The following is a 17,283-nucleotide window of genomic DNA, read 5'->3' as shown; positions in this document are numbered from 1 at the left end:
GCACCGGCCGACGACCACCATAAAAATTGCGCTCCCCCGACTCCGCCCTGGAGCGGGGAGGGCGCGTATAACCCTCGATATAGACGGAGAGACATCATGCATAGCACCCGACTCAAATTGCGCGACATCAGCCGCGCCGCCGCGATCGTGATCGCACTGGCGGCCGGCGTGCCAGGCCAGGCCTGGGCACAGTCGAACGCCACGAGTACCATTTTCGGCGAAGTGAGCGCGCCGGCCGGCGCCACCGTGGTGCTGGAAAACCTGGCGACGGGCGTGCAGCGCAGCCTGACGCCGGATACGTCGGGCCGCTATGTGGCCAACTCCATGCCGCCAGGCCGCTATGCGGTGCGCGTGCTGCGTGCCGGTTCGGTGGAAGCGTCGCAGGAAGTCGAGGCCCTGATCGGCGCCGGCGCGGAAGCGAACTTCGGCCCGGCCAGCGCGGCTGGCCCCGTGGGCCAGGAGCAGACCGTCGTGGTGAAGGCGTCGCGCAATCCGATCGACGTGTCGAACACCAACAATGGCGTGATCTTCACGGCCAAGGAATTGAAGGCGCTGCCAGTCGGCAACGATGTCGCCTCCATCGTGCAGCTGACGCCGGGCGTGGCGCGCGGCACCAACAGCGTGTATGGCAATGCACCGTCGATCGGCGGCTCGGGCCAGTCCGAAAACGCGTTCTACGTCAACGGCTTCCCCATCACCAACCTCCTGACCCAGGTGGGCGCGTCGGAGCTGCCGTTCGGCGCGATCTCCAACCTGCAGGTGCTGTCGGGCGGCTACGGCTCGGAATTCGGCCGCTCCACGGGCGGCGTGATCAACATCACCACCAAGAGCGGCGGCAACAAGGTCGAATTCGGCGGCAAGGTCTCCATCATCCCCCGCTCGCTGAAGGGCACGACGGAAAACCGGTACTACCCGAACACGGGCGCCAATCCGGAGACGGATGGCACCTTGAAGTACTGGAACCGCGATAACGGCAGCACCAGCAAGGTGGTCGGCTTGTACGGCAGCGGACCGCTGATCAAGAACAAGCTGTTCGCCTTCGTGGCGCTGGAACAGACGCGCACGGACGGCGGCGCCGTCGCCGGTGCGCGCGACGACCTGGTGGACAAGGTGCTGCCGAACGGCTGGCGCGAGAGCAAGAGCAAGGTTGACCGCATGATGGCCAAGCTGGACTACAACCTGACGGACGACCATCACTTTGAATATACCAAGCTGTATGACCGCACGACTACGGACAGCCAGAGCTATGGTTTTGACTATGCCACCTTGAAACGCAACAACGTGGCTGGCGGCGGGAGCGAGACCACCATCAACTGCTGCGGCTCGTCGGCCGCGCCGGGCGCGAATGTCGACATCTTCAAGTACACGGGCTACCTGACGGACAACCTTACGGTGACGGCGATGATGGGGCAGTCGCGCACTTCGCACCGCCGTACCCCGGAAGGCTACAATCCGCTGCTGGCGCAAACGTCGTCGAATGAATCGACCCAGGTGCCTGGCCTGACGTACACCAATCCGCAAATGGTGACCGGTACTCTGGTCGACCCGTCGTCGGAAGACCGCCAGAAAGCCAAGCGCCTGGACCTGGAATACAAGCTGGGCAAGCATTCGCTGCGCGGCGGCATCGACCGCATCGACGTGGAATCGAAAGTGGGCCTGAGCCTGGCCGGCGGCTACCGCTGGAAGTACCAGAAGGTCAAGGATCCGACGCTCCTGATCAACGGCGCCTTTGAAACGCCGGCCCAGGGCGGCGGCTACGGCAAGGACGGCTATTACGTCAGCAAGGAATTGAACGCCAACCTGGCGCGTCCTACCAGCGTGCAATCGGCGCAATACATCCAGGATCACTACCAGGTCACGGAACGGGTGCTGCTGGACCTGGGCCTGCGCCGCGAACAGTTCACCAACTACAGCACCGATGGCGTGGCTTTCATTTCGCAGCGCAACATGATCGCCCCCCGCGTGGGCGCCACCTGGGATTACCTGGGCGACGGCACCCTGAAATTCTTCGCCAACGGCGGCCGCTACCACCTGCCCGTGCCATCGAATTTGTCGAGCAACATGGCCAGCCCCTTCCTGGCCACCAGCGAGATGTTCACCTACACGGGCGTCGATCCCGTCACGGGCGCGCCGACGGGCCTGCACGCCATCAGCAAGCCGTATTCGGCCAACAACGCGTATGGCCAGAGCCGCGATGCGCGCGAGGTGACAGCCGTGGGCCTGAAGCCGCTGTCGCAGGATGAATTCTCGCTGGGCTTCGAACGCGCCCTGAGCAAGAAGCTGGTGGTGGGCGCCAGCTTCCTGTACCGCAAGCTGAACGACACCAACGACGACGTCTGCGACGAGCGTCCGCTGCAAGCCTGGGCCACGCGCAACGGCGTCGACACGGGCAAATGGAGCGGCTTCCAGTGCGCCATCATCAACCCGGGCCGCGACAACAGCCTGATGGTGGACTTTGACGATGGCAAGGGCCTGCGCCGCGTGGATATTTCGGCGGCGGAGTGGGGCAACCCGCTGCCATCGCGCACCTACCGCGCCTTGAACATGTTCATCGAGCACCCGTACACGAATGGCTGGTACGGCAAGCTGACCTACACCTTGTCCGGCCTGAAGGGCAATATGGAAGGCCAGACGGACAGCATCGGCGGCGGCGACGTGGGCCTGACGGTCAGCGACGACCACAAGGAACTGATGTACAACGCGTATGGCTACCTGCCGGGCGACCATCGCCACGCCTTCAAGGCCTACGGATTTATGCAAGTCATCCCGGACGTGATGGTGGGCGCCAACCTGTCGCTGACCTCGGGCGCACCGCGCAACTGCATCGGCGCGCTGCCCGATAACCTGAGGTTCGAGAAAGACTACGGCGATTCCTACTTTTATTGCAATGGCAAGCCGGCGCCGCGCGGCAGCCAGGGCCGCCTGCCGTGGCAAGCCCAGCTGGACATGAATGTGGCCTATACTCCCAGCGCCGTCAAGGGCCTGAGCCTGAAAGTGGACGTCTTCAATGTGTTCAACAGCCAGACCGTGACCCGCTACACCGAAACGCGCGAAGACCATGGCGCCATCTCCCGCAATTACCTGCAGGTCGATGGCCGCACGGCGCCGCGTTCGGTGCGCTTCACGGCTGAATACACCTATTAAACTGCAGCCGGCCCGCTGTATGGCGGGCCGGCGACGAACATTACCAATGGAAGCGAGTAGAGACCAATGACAACACAAATCAATCGACGCAATTTCCTCTCCGCCAGCGCCGCGCTGGCCGGTGGCGCCATGGCCGGCAGCGCACTGCTGCCCGGCGCCGCCAACGCCGCCCCCGTGGCCGGCCGCGACAAGGTCCGCCTGGGCGTGATCGGCACGGGCATGCGCGGCCAGGTGCTGCTGGCTGAACTGGTGCGCCGCGACGACGTGGAAGTGGTCGCACTGTGCGATATCGAGCCGATCATGCTGAAACACGCGCTGGGCCAGGTGGAAAAGGCGGGCAAGCCCCGTCCGCGCACGTATGGCGAAGACCGCGACCAGAAAGCATACAAGCGCATGCTGGACGCGGGCGGCCTCGATGGCGTGATCATCGCCACGCCGTGGGAATTCCACGCGCCCATGGCGATCGCCGCCATGCAGGCGAAGATCGCCGTCGGCTGCGAAGTGGTTGCCGGCATCACCCTGCAAGACCACTGGGATGTCCTGAACACCCAGCTGAAAACGGGCACGCCGTACATGTTGCTGGAAAACGTGTGCTACCGCCGCGACGTGATGGCTGCGCTGCAGATGGTGCGCGCGGGCCTGTTCGGCGAACTGCTGCACCTGCAGGGCGGCTACCAGCACGATTTGCGCGCCGTCAAATTCAACAGCGGCAATCCGGCCAAGCCGTATGGCGGCGGCGTGGAATTCGGCGAAAAGGGCTGGTCGGAAGCCCATTGGCGCACGCAGCACTCGGTCGAGCGCAATGGCGAACTGTATCCGAGCCACGGCATCGGCCCATGCGCCATGTACACCAACATCAACCGCGGCAACCGTTTTACGCGCATCAACGCCTTCGCCACCAAGGCGCGCGGCTTGCACGACTATATCGTCAAGCAGCCGGGCGGCGCGCAGCATGCGAACGCCAAGGTGAAATTCAAGCTGGGCGACGTGGTCACCACCACCCTGGCGTGCGAAAACGGCGAAACCATCATCCTGCAGCACGATACGAGCCTGCCGCGCCCGTATTCGCTGGGCTTCCGCGTGCAAGGCACGGACGGCCTGTGGATGGACTTGAACAATGCCATCCATATCGAGGGCGTCAGCAAGCCGCACCAGTGGGATGACTTCAAGACCTACCAGGACAAGTATGAGCACCCGGTATGGCGCAAGTATGCCGCGCAAGCGGAAGGCGCGGGCCACGGCGGCATGGACTTCTTCGTCATCCACGCCTTCGTCGAAGCGCTGAAGGCCAATGCGCCGATGCCGATCGATATCTACGATGCCGTAACGTGGAGCGCCATCACACCCCTGTCCGAGCAATCGATCGCCGCCAACTTCCAGACCCTGGACTTCCCGGACTTCACGGGCGGGCAGTGGAAATCGCGCAAGCCTATCTTCGCCCTCGACGGCAAGTACTAAGCCCCATTCGCCCGCTACCGCGCTTGCCGCCGTAGCGGGTTTTTTCTGTCCCGATCCGTTTTTCAACCGCGGCGCACGCCGCAGGACTTCTTGCGCCTGTTGCACGCCGTACCACCAGGAGACGTTGATGAAACACAGAAGTTCATTACTCTGCGCAGTCCTTCCCGCCATGCCCTTGCTGCTGGCAGCCTGCGGCGGCGCCACTGCCACCGCTACCCCGGACATGGGCGGCACCGCCTTGCTGGTCACGGGCATGGCCGCACCGGTCACGCCCGCCACCGTGGAACTGGCCGGCAATGCCTTCATCACCAGCGGAGACAAGGGTGCCGTCATCGGCGAACATGGCCTGGTCGGCTGGAGTGATCCCGATGCCGTCGCCAGCACGTATTTCCGCGTGGCCGGCGCGGGCCCCGTCCAGGTGGCGCTCGACGCCAGCCTGGCCGATGGCGGCAACAGCACCATCCGCGTGAAGATCAATGGCGCGCCGTTCGACGTCAAGCTGGCCGGCAAGGCCCGCAAGACCTACGCCGTCGGCACGGTCAATGTGCCGGTGGCCGGCTATGTGAAGGTGGACTTGCAGGGGGTGACGCGCGCAAAAGCCACGTTTGGCGACGTCGCCGCGCTGAAGGTGACTGCGAACGCAGCGCTCACGTATGCCAACGACCCGGCCAATTACTACTGGTCGCGGCGCGGCCCGTCCGTGCACATGGGTTACACGGTGCCGGCCAATACCGAGTATTTCTATAACGAGATGACGATCCCCAAGGGCCAGGACGCCATCGGCTCCTACTTCATGGCCAACGGCTTTGGCCAGGGCTATATGGGCATCCAGGTGAAATCGACCAGCGAGCGCTGGATATTGTTTTCCGTGTGGGACGCCGACAATGGCGCGAGGACCACCCTGGTCAGCAAGGGCGCCGGCGTGGTCGATAACGCGTTCGGCGGCGAAGGCACGGGCGGCCAGACCTATTTGTCGTACAACTGGGCGGCCGGCACCACCTACCGCTTCATCACGCGCGCGCGGCCCGACGGCAAGGGTGGCAGCGACTACTCGGCCTGGTTCTACGCGCCCGAGACGGGCAAATGGCGCTACATCGCCACGTGGAAGCGGCCGGCGATTTCCACGTATTTGACGGGCGTGCATTCCTTCCTCGAGAACTTCATCGATACCCTGGGCTACACGGAGCGCTGCGTCCAGTTCGGCAACCAGTGGGCGAGGAACGTTTCAGGCGCCTGGTCGGAAGTGACGGCTGGGAGGTTCACGGGCGACGCCACGGCCACCAATGGGCAGCGTATGGATTACGCGGGCGGCCTGGAAAACGGCAAGTTCTACCTGCATAACGGCGGCTTCTTTGCCGACTACGTGAAAACCAGCCAGAACTTCACGCGTCCGGCCACGGGCCAGGCACCGGCCGTCGATGTGGCGGCCTTGCCGATGCAATAGGCGTTGATCCTTACCCCGGCCGCTTGCCCACCATCGCTTCGATGCCGCGATAGTAGGTGAGCGGGCGGCCTATCGTCACTCCCATCAATGCCGCCGCCTGGATGATGTCGTTTGTATCGCGCCGGTACACGACCAGCGCATCCATCTGGTCGGTGCCGTTGCCGTCGATCTGGATCAGTTCATAGCCGCCTTCGTCCACGGCGCGCTGCGCCAGTTCCGCGTCCAGCCACTCGAAATAGGGCAGCGCGCTACCGTCGCCTCCCTCGAGCATTGCGTACGGAAAGTCGGGGAATTCGTCGAACATGTCCTGTATCTGTTCGTGCAGCTCATCGAGCTTGTCGCCCGACGCCGTATAGCCAGCCAGGTGCCAGAGGATCGCCACCGCGTAGGCATGCGCATCGCTGTCGATCCACTCGTCGCGTGGCGCGGACGGCGCGTTGGTGATGGCGGTGACGGCCGCGTCGAGTTCCTCGCCTTCCAGGTCACCGCAGGTCAGCTTGGTCAGCAGTTCAGATAACAGCATGTTTGCCTTTCAATGGAGGGACGCCAGGCCAGGATGGCCGGCTGGGTGATGTTGTCAATACTATCATTGCCGCGTGCCGAGGCGCGCCCGGTAGAACTTGCACCGTGCATTGCGCCGGCGGATGCGGCCAGCCTGGAAGTTTTGGCAAGAATCGCGTCAAACTGGCATTTGCAGGCCGCTTGCGCCGCAGCACCACCTGGATATAGAATGCGAATCATTATTATTTGCGACCCAGGGAGCATGCGACGTGTCGGCAGCCCAACCCGGCGTTCACCAGGAGGTGGGCAGCCTGTACCACGATCACCACCGCTGGCTGCAAGGCTGGCTGCGGCACAAGCTGGGCAACGCGTTTGACGCGGCCGACGTGGCGCACGACACCTTCATGCGCCTGCTGAACCGTGACGAGGTCATCGCCGCCCGCGAGCCGCGCGCCTTCCTCACCACCGTGGCGAAGGGCGTGCTGGGCAATCTGTACCGCCGTCGCGACCTGGAAGCGGCCTACCTGGAAACCCTGGCCAACCTGCCCGCGCAGTGCGCGCCCGATCCCGAGGCGCAGGCGATCCTGCTCGAAGCCCTGTTCGACATCGACCGCCGCCTCGATGGCCTGGCGCCTGCCGTGCGCCGCGCCTTTCTGCTGTCGCAGCTCGACGGCATGCCGCAGGCGGCCATCGCGCTGGAACTGAACATCTCGCTGGCCACCGTGCAGCGCCACCTGGTCAAAGCCATGCACCAGTGCTTCTTTTCCCCGTCGGCGCCGTGATGGGCGCCCTGAGGCCGGAAGCGGCCAGCCTGCAGGCTGTCGAATGGCTGGTGCGCTTGCAGGCCGGAGACGCCACGCCCGAAGTGGAGCAGGCCTGGCGCGCCTGGCGCGGCAGCGACCCGGAAAACGAGCAAGCCTGGCAGCACGTGGAAGGCTGCATGGCGCGCATGCGTGCCTTGCCCGCGCCGCTGGCGCACGGCACGCTGGCGCGCAAGCCCGCGCATGCGCAGGCCAACGCGGCGCGCCGGCAGTCGCTCAAGCTGCTGGCGCTGCTGGCCGTGGGCGGCGGCGCCTGGTTGGCGGGCGGCGACGAACAGGCGGCCTTCTGGCTGGCCGATTACCGTACGGGCACGGGCGAGCTGCGCCACCTCGTGCTGGCAGACGGCACGCGCATCGCGCTCAACACGGCGTCCAGCATCGACGTGCGCTACGATGCGGGCCAGCGCCTGGTGACCTTGTTAAAAGGCGAGATCATGGTCAGTACGGCGCGCGATGCGGCTGGCCGTCCCTTTTTCGTGCGCACGGCGCAAGGCCGCTTGCAGCCCGTGGGCACGCGTTTTGCCGTGCGCGCGGAAGGGGGACGCACGCACCTGGGTGTGTTCGCGGGCGCCGTCGATATTCTGCCGGAACAGGCGCCCGCCGCCGTACGCAGGCTGCAGGCCGGCCAGCAAGCCAGCTTCACGGCGGCGCAGATCGGTAGCGTGCAAACCTTGCCTGCCGGTGCGGATGCGTGGACGGCCGGCATGCTGGTGGCGCACGACATGCCGCTGGCCGATTTTGTCGGCGAGCTGGCCCGCTATCGCCAAGGGCGCCTGGCCTGCGATCCCGCCATCGCCCACCTGCGCGTGTCGGGCATCTATCCGCTGGCCGACACGACGCAAGTGCTCGACATGCTGACGCGAACCTTGCCCGTCGACGTGCGCCAGAGCACGCGCTTCTGGGTGAGCGTGGTGCCGCATCGGAAGCACCCGTGATTATTTTCCGAAAAAGTGAGGGGTTTTCGATTTTCGCGTGACATAGCGAGTGAACCCTTCATTCACTTTCAGGAAAACAGTCCGCATGCCCAGCACAACACCTATTTACGCCTCTTCCATTTCCAGCACATGCCGCCGCAGCGTGGCGGCGCTGGCCGTCAGCCACGCCCTGTGGCTGCTCGCCGCCGGCGGCGCCTCGGCCGCCGCACCCCTTGCGCAGGCAGCCAATGCGGCGCGCATCGAGCTGGCGATACCCGCCGGTACCCTGGAACAGGTGCTGGTGCGCTTTGGCCAGGAGACGGGCACCATGATTTCCTACCAGGCCGCCGCCGTGGCGGGCAAGCGCAGCGCCGGCCTGGCGGGCAGCTACAGCGTGCCGCAAGCGCTGAGCGCCATCGTCGCCGGCTCGGGCTTGCGCGCCGTGCCGCAGGCGAACGGCGGTTATGTGCTCGACATGGCGGCGGCCGATGGCGGCCAGACCATGCCCGAGATGAAGGTCAGCGCCAGCTTTGATGCGAACGGCGCGACGGAAGGCAGCGGTTCGTATACGACGCAGACCATGCGCTCGGCCACGCGTCTGGGCCTGTCCGTGCGCGAGACGCCGCAAGCCGTCAGCGTGGTCACGCGCCAGCAGATGGATGACCAGAACCTGCAAACGGTGGAAGAGGTGCTGCAAAACGCGGCCGGCGTGGCCATCAACCGCTACGACAGCGACCGCACCTCGTTCTTCGCGCGCGGTTTTTCCATCGCCAGCTATCAATACGATGGCATCCCCACCACGGTCGACAATGCGTTCAGCGTGGGTGACAGCACCCTGGACATGACGGCCTACGATCGGGTCGAGATCGTGCGCGGCGCCACGGGCCTGCTGACGGGCGCGGGCGAGCCGTCGGCCACCATCAACCTGGTGCGCAAGCGCGCGTCATCGAGTCAGCTCGCCGGGAATGCAACCCTGAGCCTGGGTTCCTGGAGCAATGCGCGCGCCAGCGCGGACGTCTCCACGCCGCTCACCACGGATGGCAAGGTGCGCGGGCGTGTCGTGGCCAGCTACCAGGACAGCGAATCGTATGTGCGCCTGTATCACGCCAAGAAGGCCATGGCGTATGCCACCGTGGAAGCGGACCTGGCGCCCGGCAGCGTGCTGATTGCCGGCTATGAGTACCAGGATAATCGCCCGCGCGGCGGCATGTATGGCGGCTTGCCGCTGTGGTATGCGGATGGCGAACGGGCCACCTTGCCCCGTTCCGCCACCACGGCAACCACCTGGAGCCGCTGGTTCAGCACCAGCCAGACGGCCTTTTTGCGCCTGGAGCAGGACCTGGGCAAGGGCTGGAACCTGACGGCCATGCTGAATCACGGCTGGGGCAATTATTCGGCCGCCGAGCTTTTCGCCAATACCTGGCCGGACAAGGTCACGGGGCAAGGCGTGACGGGCTACGCCGGATTTTACTCGGGCACGCGGCGCCAGGACAGCGTCGACGCCTATGTGCAGGGCCCCGTGCAACTGCTGGGGCGCACGCACGACCTGGCGTTTGGCGTCTCGGGCAGCAACCAGTTCTCCAGCAATCCGGGTATTGCCGGCAGCAGCGTCGATTACGGCAATTTCTACCAGTGGCAGGGCGTGGCGCCGGAGCCGGACTGGAACACTCCGAGTTTCTCGCGCTGGCAGTTGCTCGACACGGTGCAGCAGCGCGGCATCTACGGCACGGCGCGCTTTTCGCTGGCCGATCCCTTGAAACTGATCGTCGGCGCGCGCTACAGCCGCTACAAGGCGGACCACGTCGATGACTGGGGCGGCAGCTACGCCTATGCCAAGCATGCCATCACGCCGTATGCGGGCCTGGTGTGGGATATCGACGCGCAGCATGCGCTGTACACCAGCTACAGCAAGATATTCAAGCCGCAGGGCTACCAGGACCGGCTCGGCCGCTACCTCGATCCCGTGCAGGGCAAGAATGTGGAAGCGGGCGTGAAGGGCGAGTATTTCGGCGGCCGATTGAACGCGGCGCTGGCCGTGTTCCGCATCGCGCAAGACGGCCTGGCGCAGGAGGACACGGGGCATTTCGTCGGCAATTCGCTGACGCAGGCGTATTACGCGGCGGCCGGCACCACCAGCAAGGGTGTGGAACTGGATGTCTCGGGCGAGCTGGCGCAGGGTTGGAATGTCTCGGCCAGCGTGTCGCACGCGGCGGCCGAGGACAACACGGGCGCGCGCCTGAACAGCTATGTGCCGCAGACCCTGGCGCGCGTGTTTTCCACGTATCAGCTGCGTGGCGACTGGCGCGCGTTATCGGTGGGCGGCGGCGTGAACTGGCAGAGCGGCGCCTACCGCGACGCCACCGGGCCGAAGGGCACGGAGCGCGTGGAGCAGGGGGGGTACGCCGTGGCCAGCCTGATGGCGAAGTACGCGCTGTCGCGCCAGCTGTCGCTGCAGGCGAACGTCAACAACTTGTTCGACAAGCATTACTACAGCCAGCTTGGCATGTACAACCAGGGTTACTGGGGCGCGCCGCGCAATGCCAGCGTCACGCTGCGCTACCTCTTCTGATGTATCAGAGAGGCCAGGCCTGTTTGGTCACGGCCACGGCGATGATGTAGGCGAATACCAGCACGGCAAGCGCGAAGGCGGCGCCGCGCACGGCTGGCGTCTTGCCGCGTTTCAGGGCGATGGTGCCCAGCACGATGTAGGCCACCAGCGCGCACAGCTTGGCGGCCAGCCACGGCTGGCTGCCCGGCGACTGGCCGCTCCACACGGCCAGGGTGATGGCGCTGGCCAGCAGGGCTGTGTCGACCAGGTGCGGCAATATCTTCACCCAGCGCTGCTGCAAGGCGGGCGAGGCGCGCAGCATCCACGCGCCGCGCAAGAGGAAAAGAAAGCCGCTGGCGGCGGCGCAACCCATGTGGAAATGCTTGAGGCTCAGATAATCCATGCGTGTGGTGGTCGGCGTTGATTGACGATGGCGCCAGCATAGCCGCCTTTGTCGCGCCGCGCCATACGCCGTCAGGATAAGGCGGCCCTAGCGCAGGAATTTGACATATACGAGTTCAGGGTCGTTCTCGTCGAGATGGTCAATCTGGCCGCTGCGCACGAAGCCGGCGCTGGCGAACAGCCGTTGCGCGGCGCTGTTGGACTGGTTCGTCGAGGTGAACAGCTTGGCCGTATGGCAGGCACTTTCGGCCGCCGCCAGCAGGCGCAAGCCCACGCCGCGCCGCTGCTGCCCGGCGGCGACCACCACCAGCGAGACGAAGCCGTAGCCGAAGAAGTCGTCGTGCGTGAGGACATAGCCGGCCACCTGGCCCGCGTGCAGGGCGACCAGGCACTGCCCCTTGCCGACGGCGTCGCGCACGGCATCGCCACGCTCCGGGTGCGCCTGCGCATAGGCATCGCAGGCGAGCATGGCGTCGATCTCTTCGGGTCTTGCAGTGCGGACCAGCACGGTGCTCTCGTCACCCTGTGCGGCGCTGTTTCCTGCGTAATACATCAATGAATGCTCCTTTCCAGTCGGGTTTTCCCTTGTCGATATCGCCCAGCGGGCATGCGCGGTCATGCAGGCCGCTGCCATCATCATGCGTCTTTCTCGCCACGCCGGCAAACACGCCGGCAAATCGCATGAGGCGCCGGCGGGTTTGCGCCTTGCCGCCCGGACGAAGAAGCGGGCGGCAATCATCCGCGCTCAGTCCGGGGCGGACATCAGCCGCGTCAGCATCGCATGCACGGCGGACATCTGCGCTCCCGAGCGGAACGCGTAGTTCTGCCCCGTATAGCCGATCCAGTCCCAGCATCCGAGGGGGTTGAGGATGCCGACACGCCGCAGCTGCGGATACAGGATGATGATTTTATTACTGTCAGCCCAATCGTTATAGCCGGTTTTTTCATAAAAGGCATCGGCCACATCCGCCTGGGTCTGCTCGCAACCATGAAATGCCACATGGATACGGCAGCCGGGCTCGCGCAGGCAGATGGCGGGGATATACACATGGGCATCGGCATCCAGGCTGGTCCAGCCCATGGAAAATTCGCGCTGATTGAAGCTTTTCGCCTTGTCCGTGCGCTTGCGCACCGGCGGATTCAAGTCGCCATAGATGTGCTTGAGTATCGCGCCAGGCTGGTCATATGCCGCGCCGTCGACCTCGCAGTGGTTGATGTACTGGTCCCCATTCGTGGCGCAGTCGCCGCCATACGATGGCGATATCATGGCATGTCCAGCAGGAACATTCTTGATGTACAGCATATTTTCGGCGGGAACGCCGGCATCCCTGAAAAAAACGGCCGTAGCGTCGACCAGGGGCGGTACCACGACTTTGTCATTCAGGCCGCTGAATATGTAGATCCGCTCGTGCCTCAAGTTGTCGAGCGGGTCGATCAGGCCCATGGCGGCGAAATATTCGGCCGCGAGCAGCATTCGCTGCGGCCACGGTTCAAGAGGACTCATCCAGCCCATGCACAGCGCGGTACGTGTGGCCATGCCGGTGGCACAGTAATACGGCCCCCCGGCGACGATGCCCGCGCCGATCACCGATCCCGAATAGGCGACCTGGTATTGCACAGCCATGAATGCGCCTGCGGAAAGGCCGGAAACGGAAGTTTGCGACTGGTTGGCGGCCAGCGCGGGCAGCCTTCCGCTGGCGCGTGGCGATGCCGGGAGCGCCTGTAAAAGTAGCAACAGGATAGTGAAAAAGAATATCTTCATGGTAACTCCTCTTGGTGAAGCTCTTGCCGCTACTGGGGAATGCAGGCGGCGGGAGGCGAATAGGATAGAGCGGTGATGCGGCAAGGCGGTTTCGCCAGGCAATTTCATGTTCTTGATGCAGATCAAGGCATGGCGGGAATTGGACTGCCCGCGGGCCTGCTTTTCCTGGCTGGGCAGGGCGGAGGTCCGCACGAGCCTGGCCTGCCGTTCAGCCTAGTGCGGCGCCTCCCTGTCTAGTCACTTTTGCCGATACGGCTATCCAGATTGCCTTTCCAGAATCACCCTGTGACCGATAGTGCCTTTCCCCTCTGCCACGTAAGCTGGTCGGGACGGCTGGCCAGACGGCCAGTGCATTCATGGAGAAACATCGTGGCTACCCTAGATGGCACTAAGAACAACAGTAGTAACAAGGCAGTCGAACCCGGCATGCGGCGCAAGCAGTTTTCCGTGTTGGTCAGCAGCACCTTCGCATTTACCATCTGCTTTGCAGTCTGGATGATGTTTGCCGTACTGGGCATTCCCATCAAGACCAGCCTGGGCTTGACTGAAACACAATTCGGCCTGCTGGCCGCCATGCCCGTGCTGACGGGCTCCCTCGTGCGCGTGCCCCTGGGCATCTGGACGGACAAATACGGCGGACGCCGCGTCTTCTTCTGGCTGATGCTGGCCAGCGTGGTGCCGATCTACCTGATCTCCTACGCCACCGCCTACTGGCATTTCCTCGTGCTGGGCATGTTCGTCGGCCTGGCGGGCGGTTCGTTTTCCGTCGGCACGCCCTACGTGGCGCGCTGGTATGAAAAGGAGCGCCGCGGCCTGGCGATGGGCATTTTCGGTGCCGGCAACTCCGGTTCCGCGCTGACCAAGTTCGTCGCGCCCGGCATCGTCGCCGCTTTCGGCTGGCAAATGCTGCCCAAGGTGTATGCGGTCACCATGCTGGCCACTGCCATCATCTTCTGGCTGTTTTCGTACTCGGACAAATCACATCTGGCGCCGTCGGGCGAAAGTTTTTCGGCGCAGATGAAGGTGCTGAAGGATCCCCGCGTGTGGCGCTACTGCCAGTATTACTCGGTGGTGTTCGGCGGCTACGTGGCGCTGGCCCTGTGGATGACCAAGTACTACGTGGCCGAATACGGCTTTGACCTGAAGCACGCGGCGCTGCTGGCCGCCTGCTTCTCGCTGCCGGGCGGCGTGCTGCGCGCCGTGGGCGGCTGGATCTCCGACAAATACGGTGCGGCGAAAGTCACCTGGGCCGTGATGTGGGTGTGCTGGGTGTGCTTCTTCCTGCTGTCATATCCGCAAACCCAGATGGTGGTGGAAACCGTCACCGGGCCGCTGGCCTTCCATATCGGCCTGTCGCCGCTGTGGTTCACCGTGCTGCTGTTCATCGTCGGCATCGCCATGGCCGTGGGCAAGGCGTCCGTCTTCAAGTTCATCGGCGATGATTTTTCCGACAACATCGGCGCCGTCTCGGGCGTGGTCGGCCTGGCCGGCGGTCTCGGTGGCTTCATCCTGCCCGTGATGTTCGGTGCCCTGGTGGACTTCACCGGCGTGCGTTCGAGCTCCTTCATGCTCTTGTACGGCACCGTCTGCGTTTCCCTCGTCTGGATGTATTTCTCGTTCAAGCCGCTGCGCGCGGCGCCTACCAACCAACTCGCAGGAGCGAAAGCATGAGCCGCTACATGATCAATACGTGGGAGCCGGAAACCCCGAGCTTCTGGCAAAACACGGGCAAGGCCACGGCCGCGCGCAATCTGTGGATCTCGATTCCCGCACTGCTGCTGGCGTTCGCCGTGTGGATGGTGTGGAGCGTAGTGGTGGTCAACCTGCCCAACATCGGCTTCACCTACAGTAACAACCAGCTGTTCTGGCTGACGGCCTTGCCGGGCCTGTCCGGCGCCACCTTGCGCATCTTTTATTCGTTCATGGTGCCGATCTTCGGCGGGCGCCGCTGGACGGCCATTTCCACCGGGTCCCTGCTGATTCCCGCCATCGGCATCGGCCTGGCCGTGCAGGATGTGAACACGGGCTATCCGACCATGCTGATCCTGGCCCTGCTGTGCGGCTTCGGCGGCGGCAATTTCGCCTCGTCGATGGCCAACATCAGCTTTTTCTACCCGAAGGCGAGCAAGGGTTTCGCGCTGGGCATGAATGCTGGCCTGGGCAACCTGGGCGTGTCGGTGGTGCAGTTCGTCGTGCCGCTGGTGATCACCTTCGCCGTCTTCGGCGCCTGGGGCGGCGATTCGCTCACCTGGGTCAAGAATGGCGTGAGCAAGGACATGTGGCTGCAAAACGCGGGCTTTATCTGGGTGCCGTTCATCGCCTTGAGCACCTTGCTGGCCTGGTTCGGCATGAATGACCTGGCGTCGGCGAAGGCTTCGTTTTCCGAACAGGCGGTGATCTTCAAGCGCAAGCACAATTGGCTCATGTGCTGGCTGTACACGGGCACCTTCGGCTCCTTCATCGGTTATTCGGCCGCCTTTCCGCTGCTGATCAAGATCCAGTTCCCCGACGTGAATCCGCTCGATTACGCCTTCCTCGGTCCCCTGGTCGGTGCGCTGGCGCGCGTGGCCGGCGGCGTGATTTCCGATAAATTAGGCGGCGCCCGCGTCACGTTATGGTCGTTCCTGCTGATGATCGGCGCCGTGCTGGGCGTGCTGTACTTCATGCCGCAAGCCGGCGTGGGCGGGAGCTTCACCGGTTTCTTCTGGATGTTCATGCTGCTGTTCGCCGGCACCGGCATCGGCAATGCGTCGACCTTCCGCATGATCCCCGTGATCTTTTTGACGGAACACCAGCGCGCGGCCGCCGGCAAGGGCAAGGCGGAGCAGGAGCAAGCCATCGTCGACGCCAACAAGGAAGGCGCTGCCGTCCTGGGTTTCACCTCGGCCGTGGCCGCGTATGGCGCCTTCTTCATCCCGAAAAGCTATGGCACCTCGATCTCGCTGACGGGCAGCCCCGACGCGGCCCTGTGGTGCTTCATCGGCTTTTATGTCAGCTGCATCGCCATCACCTGGTGGTGCTACGCCCGTAAAAACGCGCCGATGCCTTGCTAGTTAGCGTCAGAATGCCTGGCAAGTCCTGCTTGCCGGGCGTTGTATTCAGTAAGAGGTAGTGATGGAAGAACTGGAAAAATTCGTCAACGGCTTCAGCCTGTTTCAGCAGCAGTATTTCAGCGAGCCGCAGACTTTGTACGACAGCCTGCGCGACGGGCAGCGGCCCTCGACCTTGCTGATCGGCTGCTGCGATTCGCGGGTCGATCCCATGCTGCTGACGGGCAGCGATCCGGGCGACATGTTCGTCGTGCGCAATATCGCCAACCTGGTGCCGCCGTGCACGCCCGACGCGCCGCCCGGCGTCAGTTCGGCCATCGAGTTTGCCGTCTGCAAGCTGGAAGTGGCCAGGGTCATCGTGCTCGGGCATGCGCGCTGCGGCGGCATCCGCGCGCTGCTCGAACCGCAGCCGCGCGCGGAAGGCCAGGAAACGGACTTCGTGGGACAGTGGATGCGCATCGCCGAACCGGTGGCGCAAAGGGTGCGGCGCGAGCTGGCGCACCGTTCGTCGGCGGAACAGCACCACGCGTGCGAACTGGCCAGCATCCTGCAGTCGCTGGACAACCTGCTCACCTACCCATGGCTGAAACGGCGGGTGGAGCAGGGATTATTGAAATTGCATGGATGGTATTTCGATATCGACAGCGGGGCGCTGATGGCGTATTCGGCGCGCCAGCAGCAGTTCTTGCCGCTGGTCTGTCCCATCGAAAGGGCGCGCCACCTTCACGAGCGCCCTTGGCCGGATTCAGCTAAAACGTAACAAATCCCCGCTGCGGTCAAACGCCAGCAGGCTGTCGATGCGGCCTTGCTCGATGGCCGTCACCATGGCGCGCAGGGGCGCTTCGCATTCCCGCGCCGCCGGCGGCTGACCGTCCTGGCCCGCCAGTCCCGCCACGAAGACCACGTCCCAGTGCGTCTGCATCTGTTTCGACTCCTCCTTCAATGTCTCGAAGTTGTCCAGTTCCTCGGGCAGCTTGTCGGCGCACATCACGGGCGTGAGGGACTTGCCCTGGCCGCCAGGCTGGGCCTGCGCCTGGGTAAAGGTGAACAGCAGGCGTTGCGGCTGTTCCTGGTTGCGGGCGCTGCGCAGCAGGCTGGCGTAATCGGTAATCGACATGGTGCTCTTTCTCTGTGTTGAACGATGACGACAGGTATACCGCAGCGCCGCCTTACCGCCCATAGGCAATAGTGACTATCCGGGTGACTACGCGTCTATGCATTCCTGGTGCCGGAAACCGA

At 64.2% G+C, this 17,283-nt stretch carries 14 protein-coding genes; 9 read left to right on the top strand and 5 right to left on the bottom strand.

Annotated elements, in window-relative coordinates; all coding sequences use genetic code 11:
- Positions 1 to 96 precede the first annotated feature (96 nt).
- The 3 genes from NCG91_RS06050 to NCG91_RS06040 all read left to right on the top strand — a co-directional run bounded on the left by NCG91_RS06050 (position 97) and on the right by NCG91_RS06040 (position 6,046).
- Positions 97 to 3,144, top strand: coding sequence for a TonB-dependent receptor (locus tag NCG91_RS06050; RefSeq protein WP_251349004.1), 3,048 nt, complete (start codon positions 97 to 99; stop codon positions 3,142 to 3,144).
- A gap of 66 nt (positions 3,145 to 3,210) precedes the next feature.
- Positions 3,211 to 4,602 (top strand): Gfo/Idh/MocA family protein, encoded by a 1,392-nt coding sequence (locus tag NCG91_RS06045; RefSeq protein WP_251349003.1) that lies wholly within the window; start codon positions 3,211 to 3,213, stop codon positions 4,600 to 4,602.
- Positions 4,603 to 4,729: 127 nt separating this feature from the next.
- Positions 4,730 to 6,046: a DUF3472 domain-containing protein gene (locus NCG91_RS06040; RefSeq protein WP_251349002.1), complete on the top strand. Its 1,317-nt coding sequence runs from the start codon at positions 4,730 to 4,732 to the stop codon at positions 6,044 to 6,046.
- A gap of 10 nt (positions 6,047 to 6,056) precedes the next feature.
- On the opposite strand, the gene NCG91_RS06035 is transcribed toward NCG91_RS06040, so the two are convergent.
- Positions 6,057 to 6,569: a hypothetical protein gene (locus tag NCG91_RS06035; RefSeq protein WP_251349000.1), complete on the bottom strand. Its 513-nt coding sequence runs from the start codon at positions 6,567 to 6,569 to the stop codon at positions 6,057 to 6,059.
- 247 nt (positions 6,570 to 6,816) lie between these two features.
- Here NCG91_RS06035 and NCG91_RS06030 point away from each other — a divergent pair, with 247 nt between their 5' ends.
- The 3 genes from NCG91_RS06030 (at position 6,817) to NCG91_RS06020 (ending at position 10,851) form a co-directional block, all read left to right on the top strand.
- Positions 6,817 to 7,329, top strand: coding sequence for a sigma-70 family RNA polymerase sigma factor (locus NCG91_RS06030; RefSeq protein WP_251348999.1), 513 nt, complete (start codon positions 6,817 to 6,819; stop codon positions 7,327 to 7,329).
- Positions 7,329 to 8,303, top strand: coding sequence for a FecR domain-containing protein (locus tag NCG91_RS06025; RefSeq protein ID WP_251348998.1), 975 nt, complete (start codon positions 7,329 to 7,331; stop codon positions 8,301 to 8,303). The genes NCG91_RS06030 and NCG91_RS06025 overlap by 1 nt, the downstream gene beginning before the upstream one ends.
- Positions 8,304 to 8,388: 85 nt before the next feature.
- Positions 8,389 to 10,851 (top strand): TonB-dependent siderophore receptor, encoded by a 2,463-nt coding sequence (locus NCG91_RS06020; protein WP_251348996.1) that lies wholly within the window; start codon positions 8,389 to 8,391, stop codon positions 10,849 to 10,851.
- Between the two features lie 4 nt (positions 10,852 to 10,855).
- On the opposite strand, the gene NCG91_RS06015 is transcribed toward NCG91_RS06020, so the two are convergent.
- From NCG91_RS06015 to NCG91_RS06005, 3 genes are all read right to left on the bottom strand, one after another.
- The gene (locus tag NCG91_RS06015; RefSeq protein ID WP_035818381.1) at positions 10,856 to 11,233 is read right to left on the bottom strand and encodes a SirB2 family protein; all 378 of its coding nucleotides are present in this window, start codon (positions 11,231 to 11,233) and stop codon (positions 10,856 to 10,858) included.
- An 87-nt stretch (positions 11,234 to 11,320) separates the two neighbouring features.
- Positions 11,321 to 11,785, bottom strand: a complete 465-nt coding sequence (locus NCG91_RS06010) for a GNAT family N-acetyltransferase (protein ID WP_251348995.1) — start codon at positions 11,783 to 11,785, stop codon at positions 11,321 to 11,323.
- Positions 11,786 to 11,977: 192 nt separating this feature from the next.
- A complete protein-coding gene (locus NCG91_RS06005) occupies positions 11,978 to 12,994 on the bottom strand; it encodes an extracellular catalytic domain type 2 short-chain-length polyhydroxyalkanoate depolymerase (protein ID WP_251348994.1) in 1,017 nt (338 codons plus the stop codon).
- Positions 12,995 to 13,420: 426 nt separating this feature from the next.
- Between NCG91_RS06005 and NCG91_RS06000 the strand changes: the two genes are divergently transcribed.
- The 3 genes from NCG91_RS06000 (at position 13,421) to NCG91_RS05990 (ending at position 16,804) form a co-directional block, all read left to right on the top strand.
- Entirely contained in the window at positions 13,421 to 14,665 is a 1,245-nt protein-coding gene (locus NCG91_RS06000) for an MFS transporter (RefSeq protein WP_251349228.1), read from the top strand.
- The gene (locus NCG91_RS05995; RefSeq protein WP_251348993.1) at positions 14,662 to 16,047 is read left to right on the top strand and encodes a NarK family nitrate/nitrite MFS transporter; all 1,386 of its coding nucleotides are present in this window, start codon (positions 14,662 to 14,664) and stop codon (positions 16,045 to 16,047) included. The genes NCG91_RS06000 and NCG91_RS05995 overlap by 4 nt, the downstream gene beginning before the upstream one ends.
- Before the next feature lie 61 nt (positions 16,048 to 16,108).
- The gene (locus tag NCG91_RS05990) at positions 16,109 to 16,804 is read left to right on the top strand and encodes a carbonic anhydrase (RefSeq protein ID WP_077403725.1); all 696 of its coding nucleotides are present in this window, start codon (positions 16,109 to 16,111) and stop codon (positions 16,802 to 16,804) included.
- Here the strand turns inward: NCG91_RS05990 and NCG91_RS05985 are convergent.
- Complete coding sequence (locus NCG91_RS05985) at positions 16,790 to 17,161, bottom strand: ribonucleotide reductase subunit alpha (RefSeq protein ID WP_251348992.1); 372 nt, start codon at positions 17,159 to 17,161, stop codon at positions 16,790 to 16,792. The genes NCG91_RS05990 and NCG91_RS05985 overlap by 15 nt on opposite strands.
- Between the last annotated feature and the right edge of the window lie 122 nt (positions 17,162 to 17,283).

Source organism: Janthinobacterium kumbetense (assembly GCF_023703445.1).
GTDB lineage: Bacteria > Pseudomonadota > Gammaproteobacteria > Burkholderiales > Burkholderiaceae_D > Janthinobacterium > Janthinobacterium kumbetense.
Note: the sequence above shows the minus strand (reverse complement) of the source record. Positions and strands in the feature narration are given on the sequence as shown.

Coding starts and splice junctions, on each gene's coding strand:
- NCG91_RS06000 (WP_251349228.1), top strand. CDS start 13,421: ATGCGGCGCAAGCAGTTTTCCGTGTTGGTCAGCAGCACCTTCGCATTT.
- NCG91_RS05990 (WP_077403725.1), top strand. CDS start 16,109: ATGGAAGAACTGGAAAAATTCGTCAACGGCTTCAGCCTGTTTCAGCAG.
- NCG91_RS06010 (WP_251348995.1), bottom strand. CDS start 11,785: ATGTATTACGCAGGAAACAGCGCCGCACAGGGTGACGAGAGCACCGTG.
- NCG91_RS05985 (WP_251348992.1), bottom strand. CDS start 17,161: ATGTCGATTACCGATTACGCCAGCCTGCTGCGCAGCGCCCGCAACCAG.
- NCG91_RS06050 (WP_251349004.1), top strand. CDS start 97: ATGCATAGCACCCGACTCAAATTGCGCGACATCAGCCGCGCCGCCGCG.
- NCG91_RS06005 (WP_251348994.1), bottom strand. CDS start 12,994: ATGAAGATATTCTTTTTCACTATCCTGTTGCTACTTTTACAGGCGCTC.
- NCG91_RS06015 (WP_035818381.1), bottom strand. CDS start 11,233: ATGGATTATCTGAGCCTCAAGCATTTCCACATGGGTTGCGCCGCCGCC.
- NCG91_RS06025 (WP_251348998.1), top strand. CDS start 7,329: ATGGGCGCCCTGAGGCCGGAAGCGGCCAGCCTGCAGGCTGTCGAATGG.
- NCG91_RS05995 (WP_251348993.1), top strand. CDS start 14,662: ATGAGCCGCTACATGATCAATACGTGGGAGCCGGAAACCCCGAGCTTC.
- NCG91_RS06045 (WP_251349003.1), top strand. CDS start 3,211: ATGACAACACAAATCAATCGACGCAATTTCCTCTCCGCCAGCGCCGCG.
- NCG91_RS06020 (WP_251348996.1), top strand. CDS start 8,389: ATGCCCAGCACAACACCTATTTACGCCTCTTCCATTTCCAGCACATGC.
- NCG91_RS06035 (WP_251349000.1), bottom strand. CDS start 6,569: ATGCTGTTATCTGAACTGCTGACCAAGCTGACCTGCGGTGACCTGGAA.
- NCG91_RS06040 (WP_251349002.1), top strand. CDS start 4,730: ATGAAACACAGAAGTTCATTACTCTGCGCAGTCCTTCCCGCCATGCCC.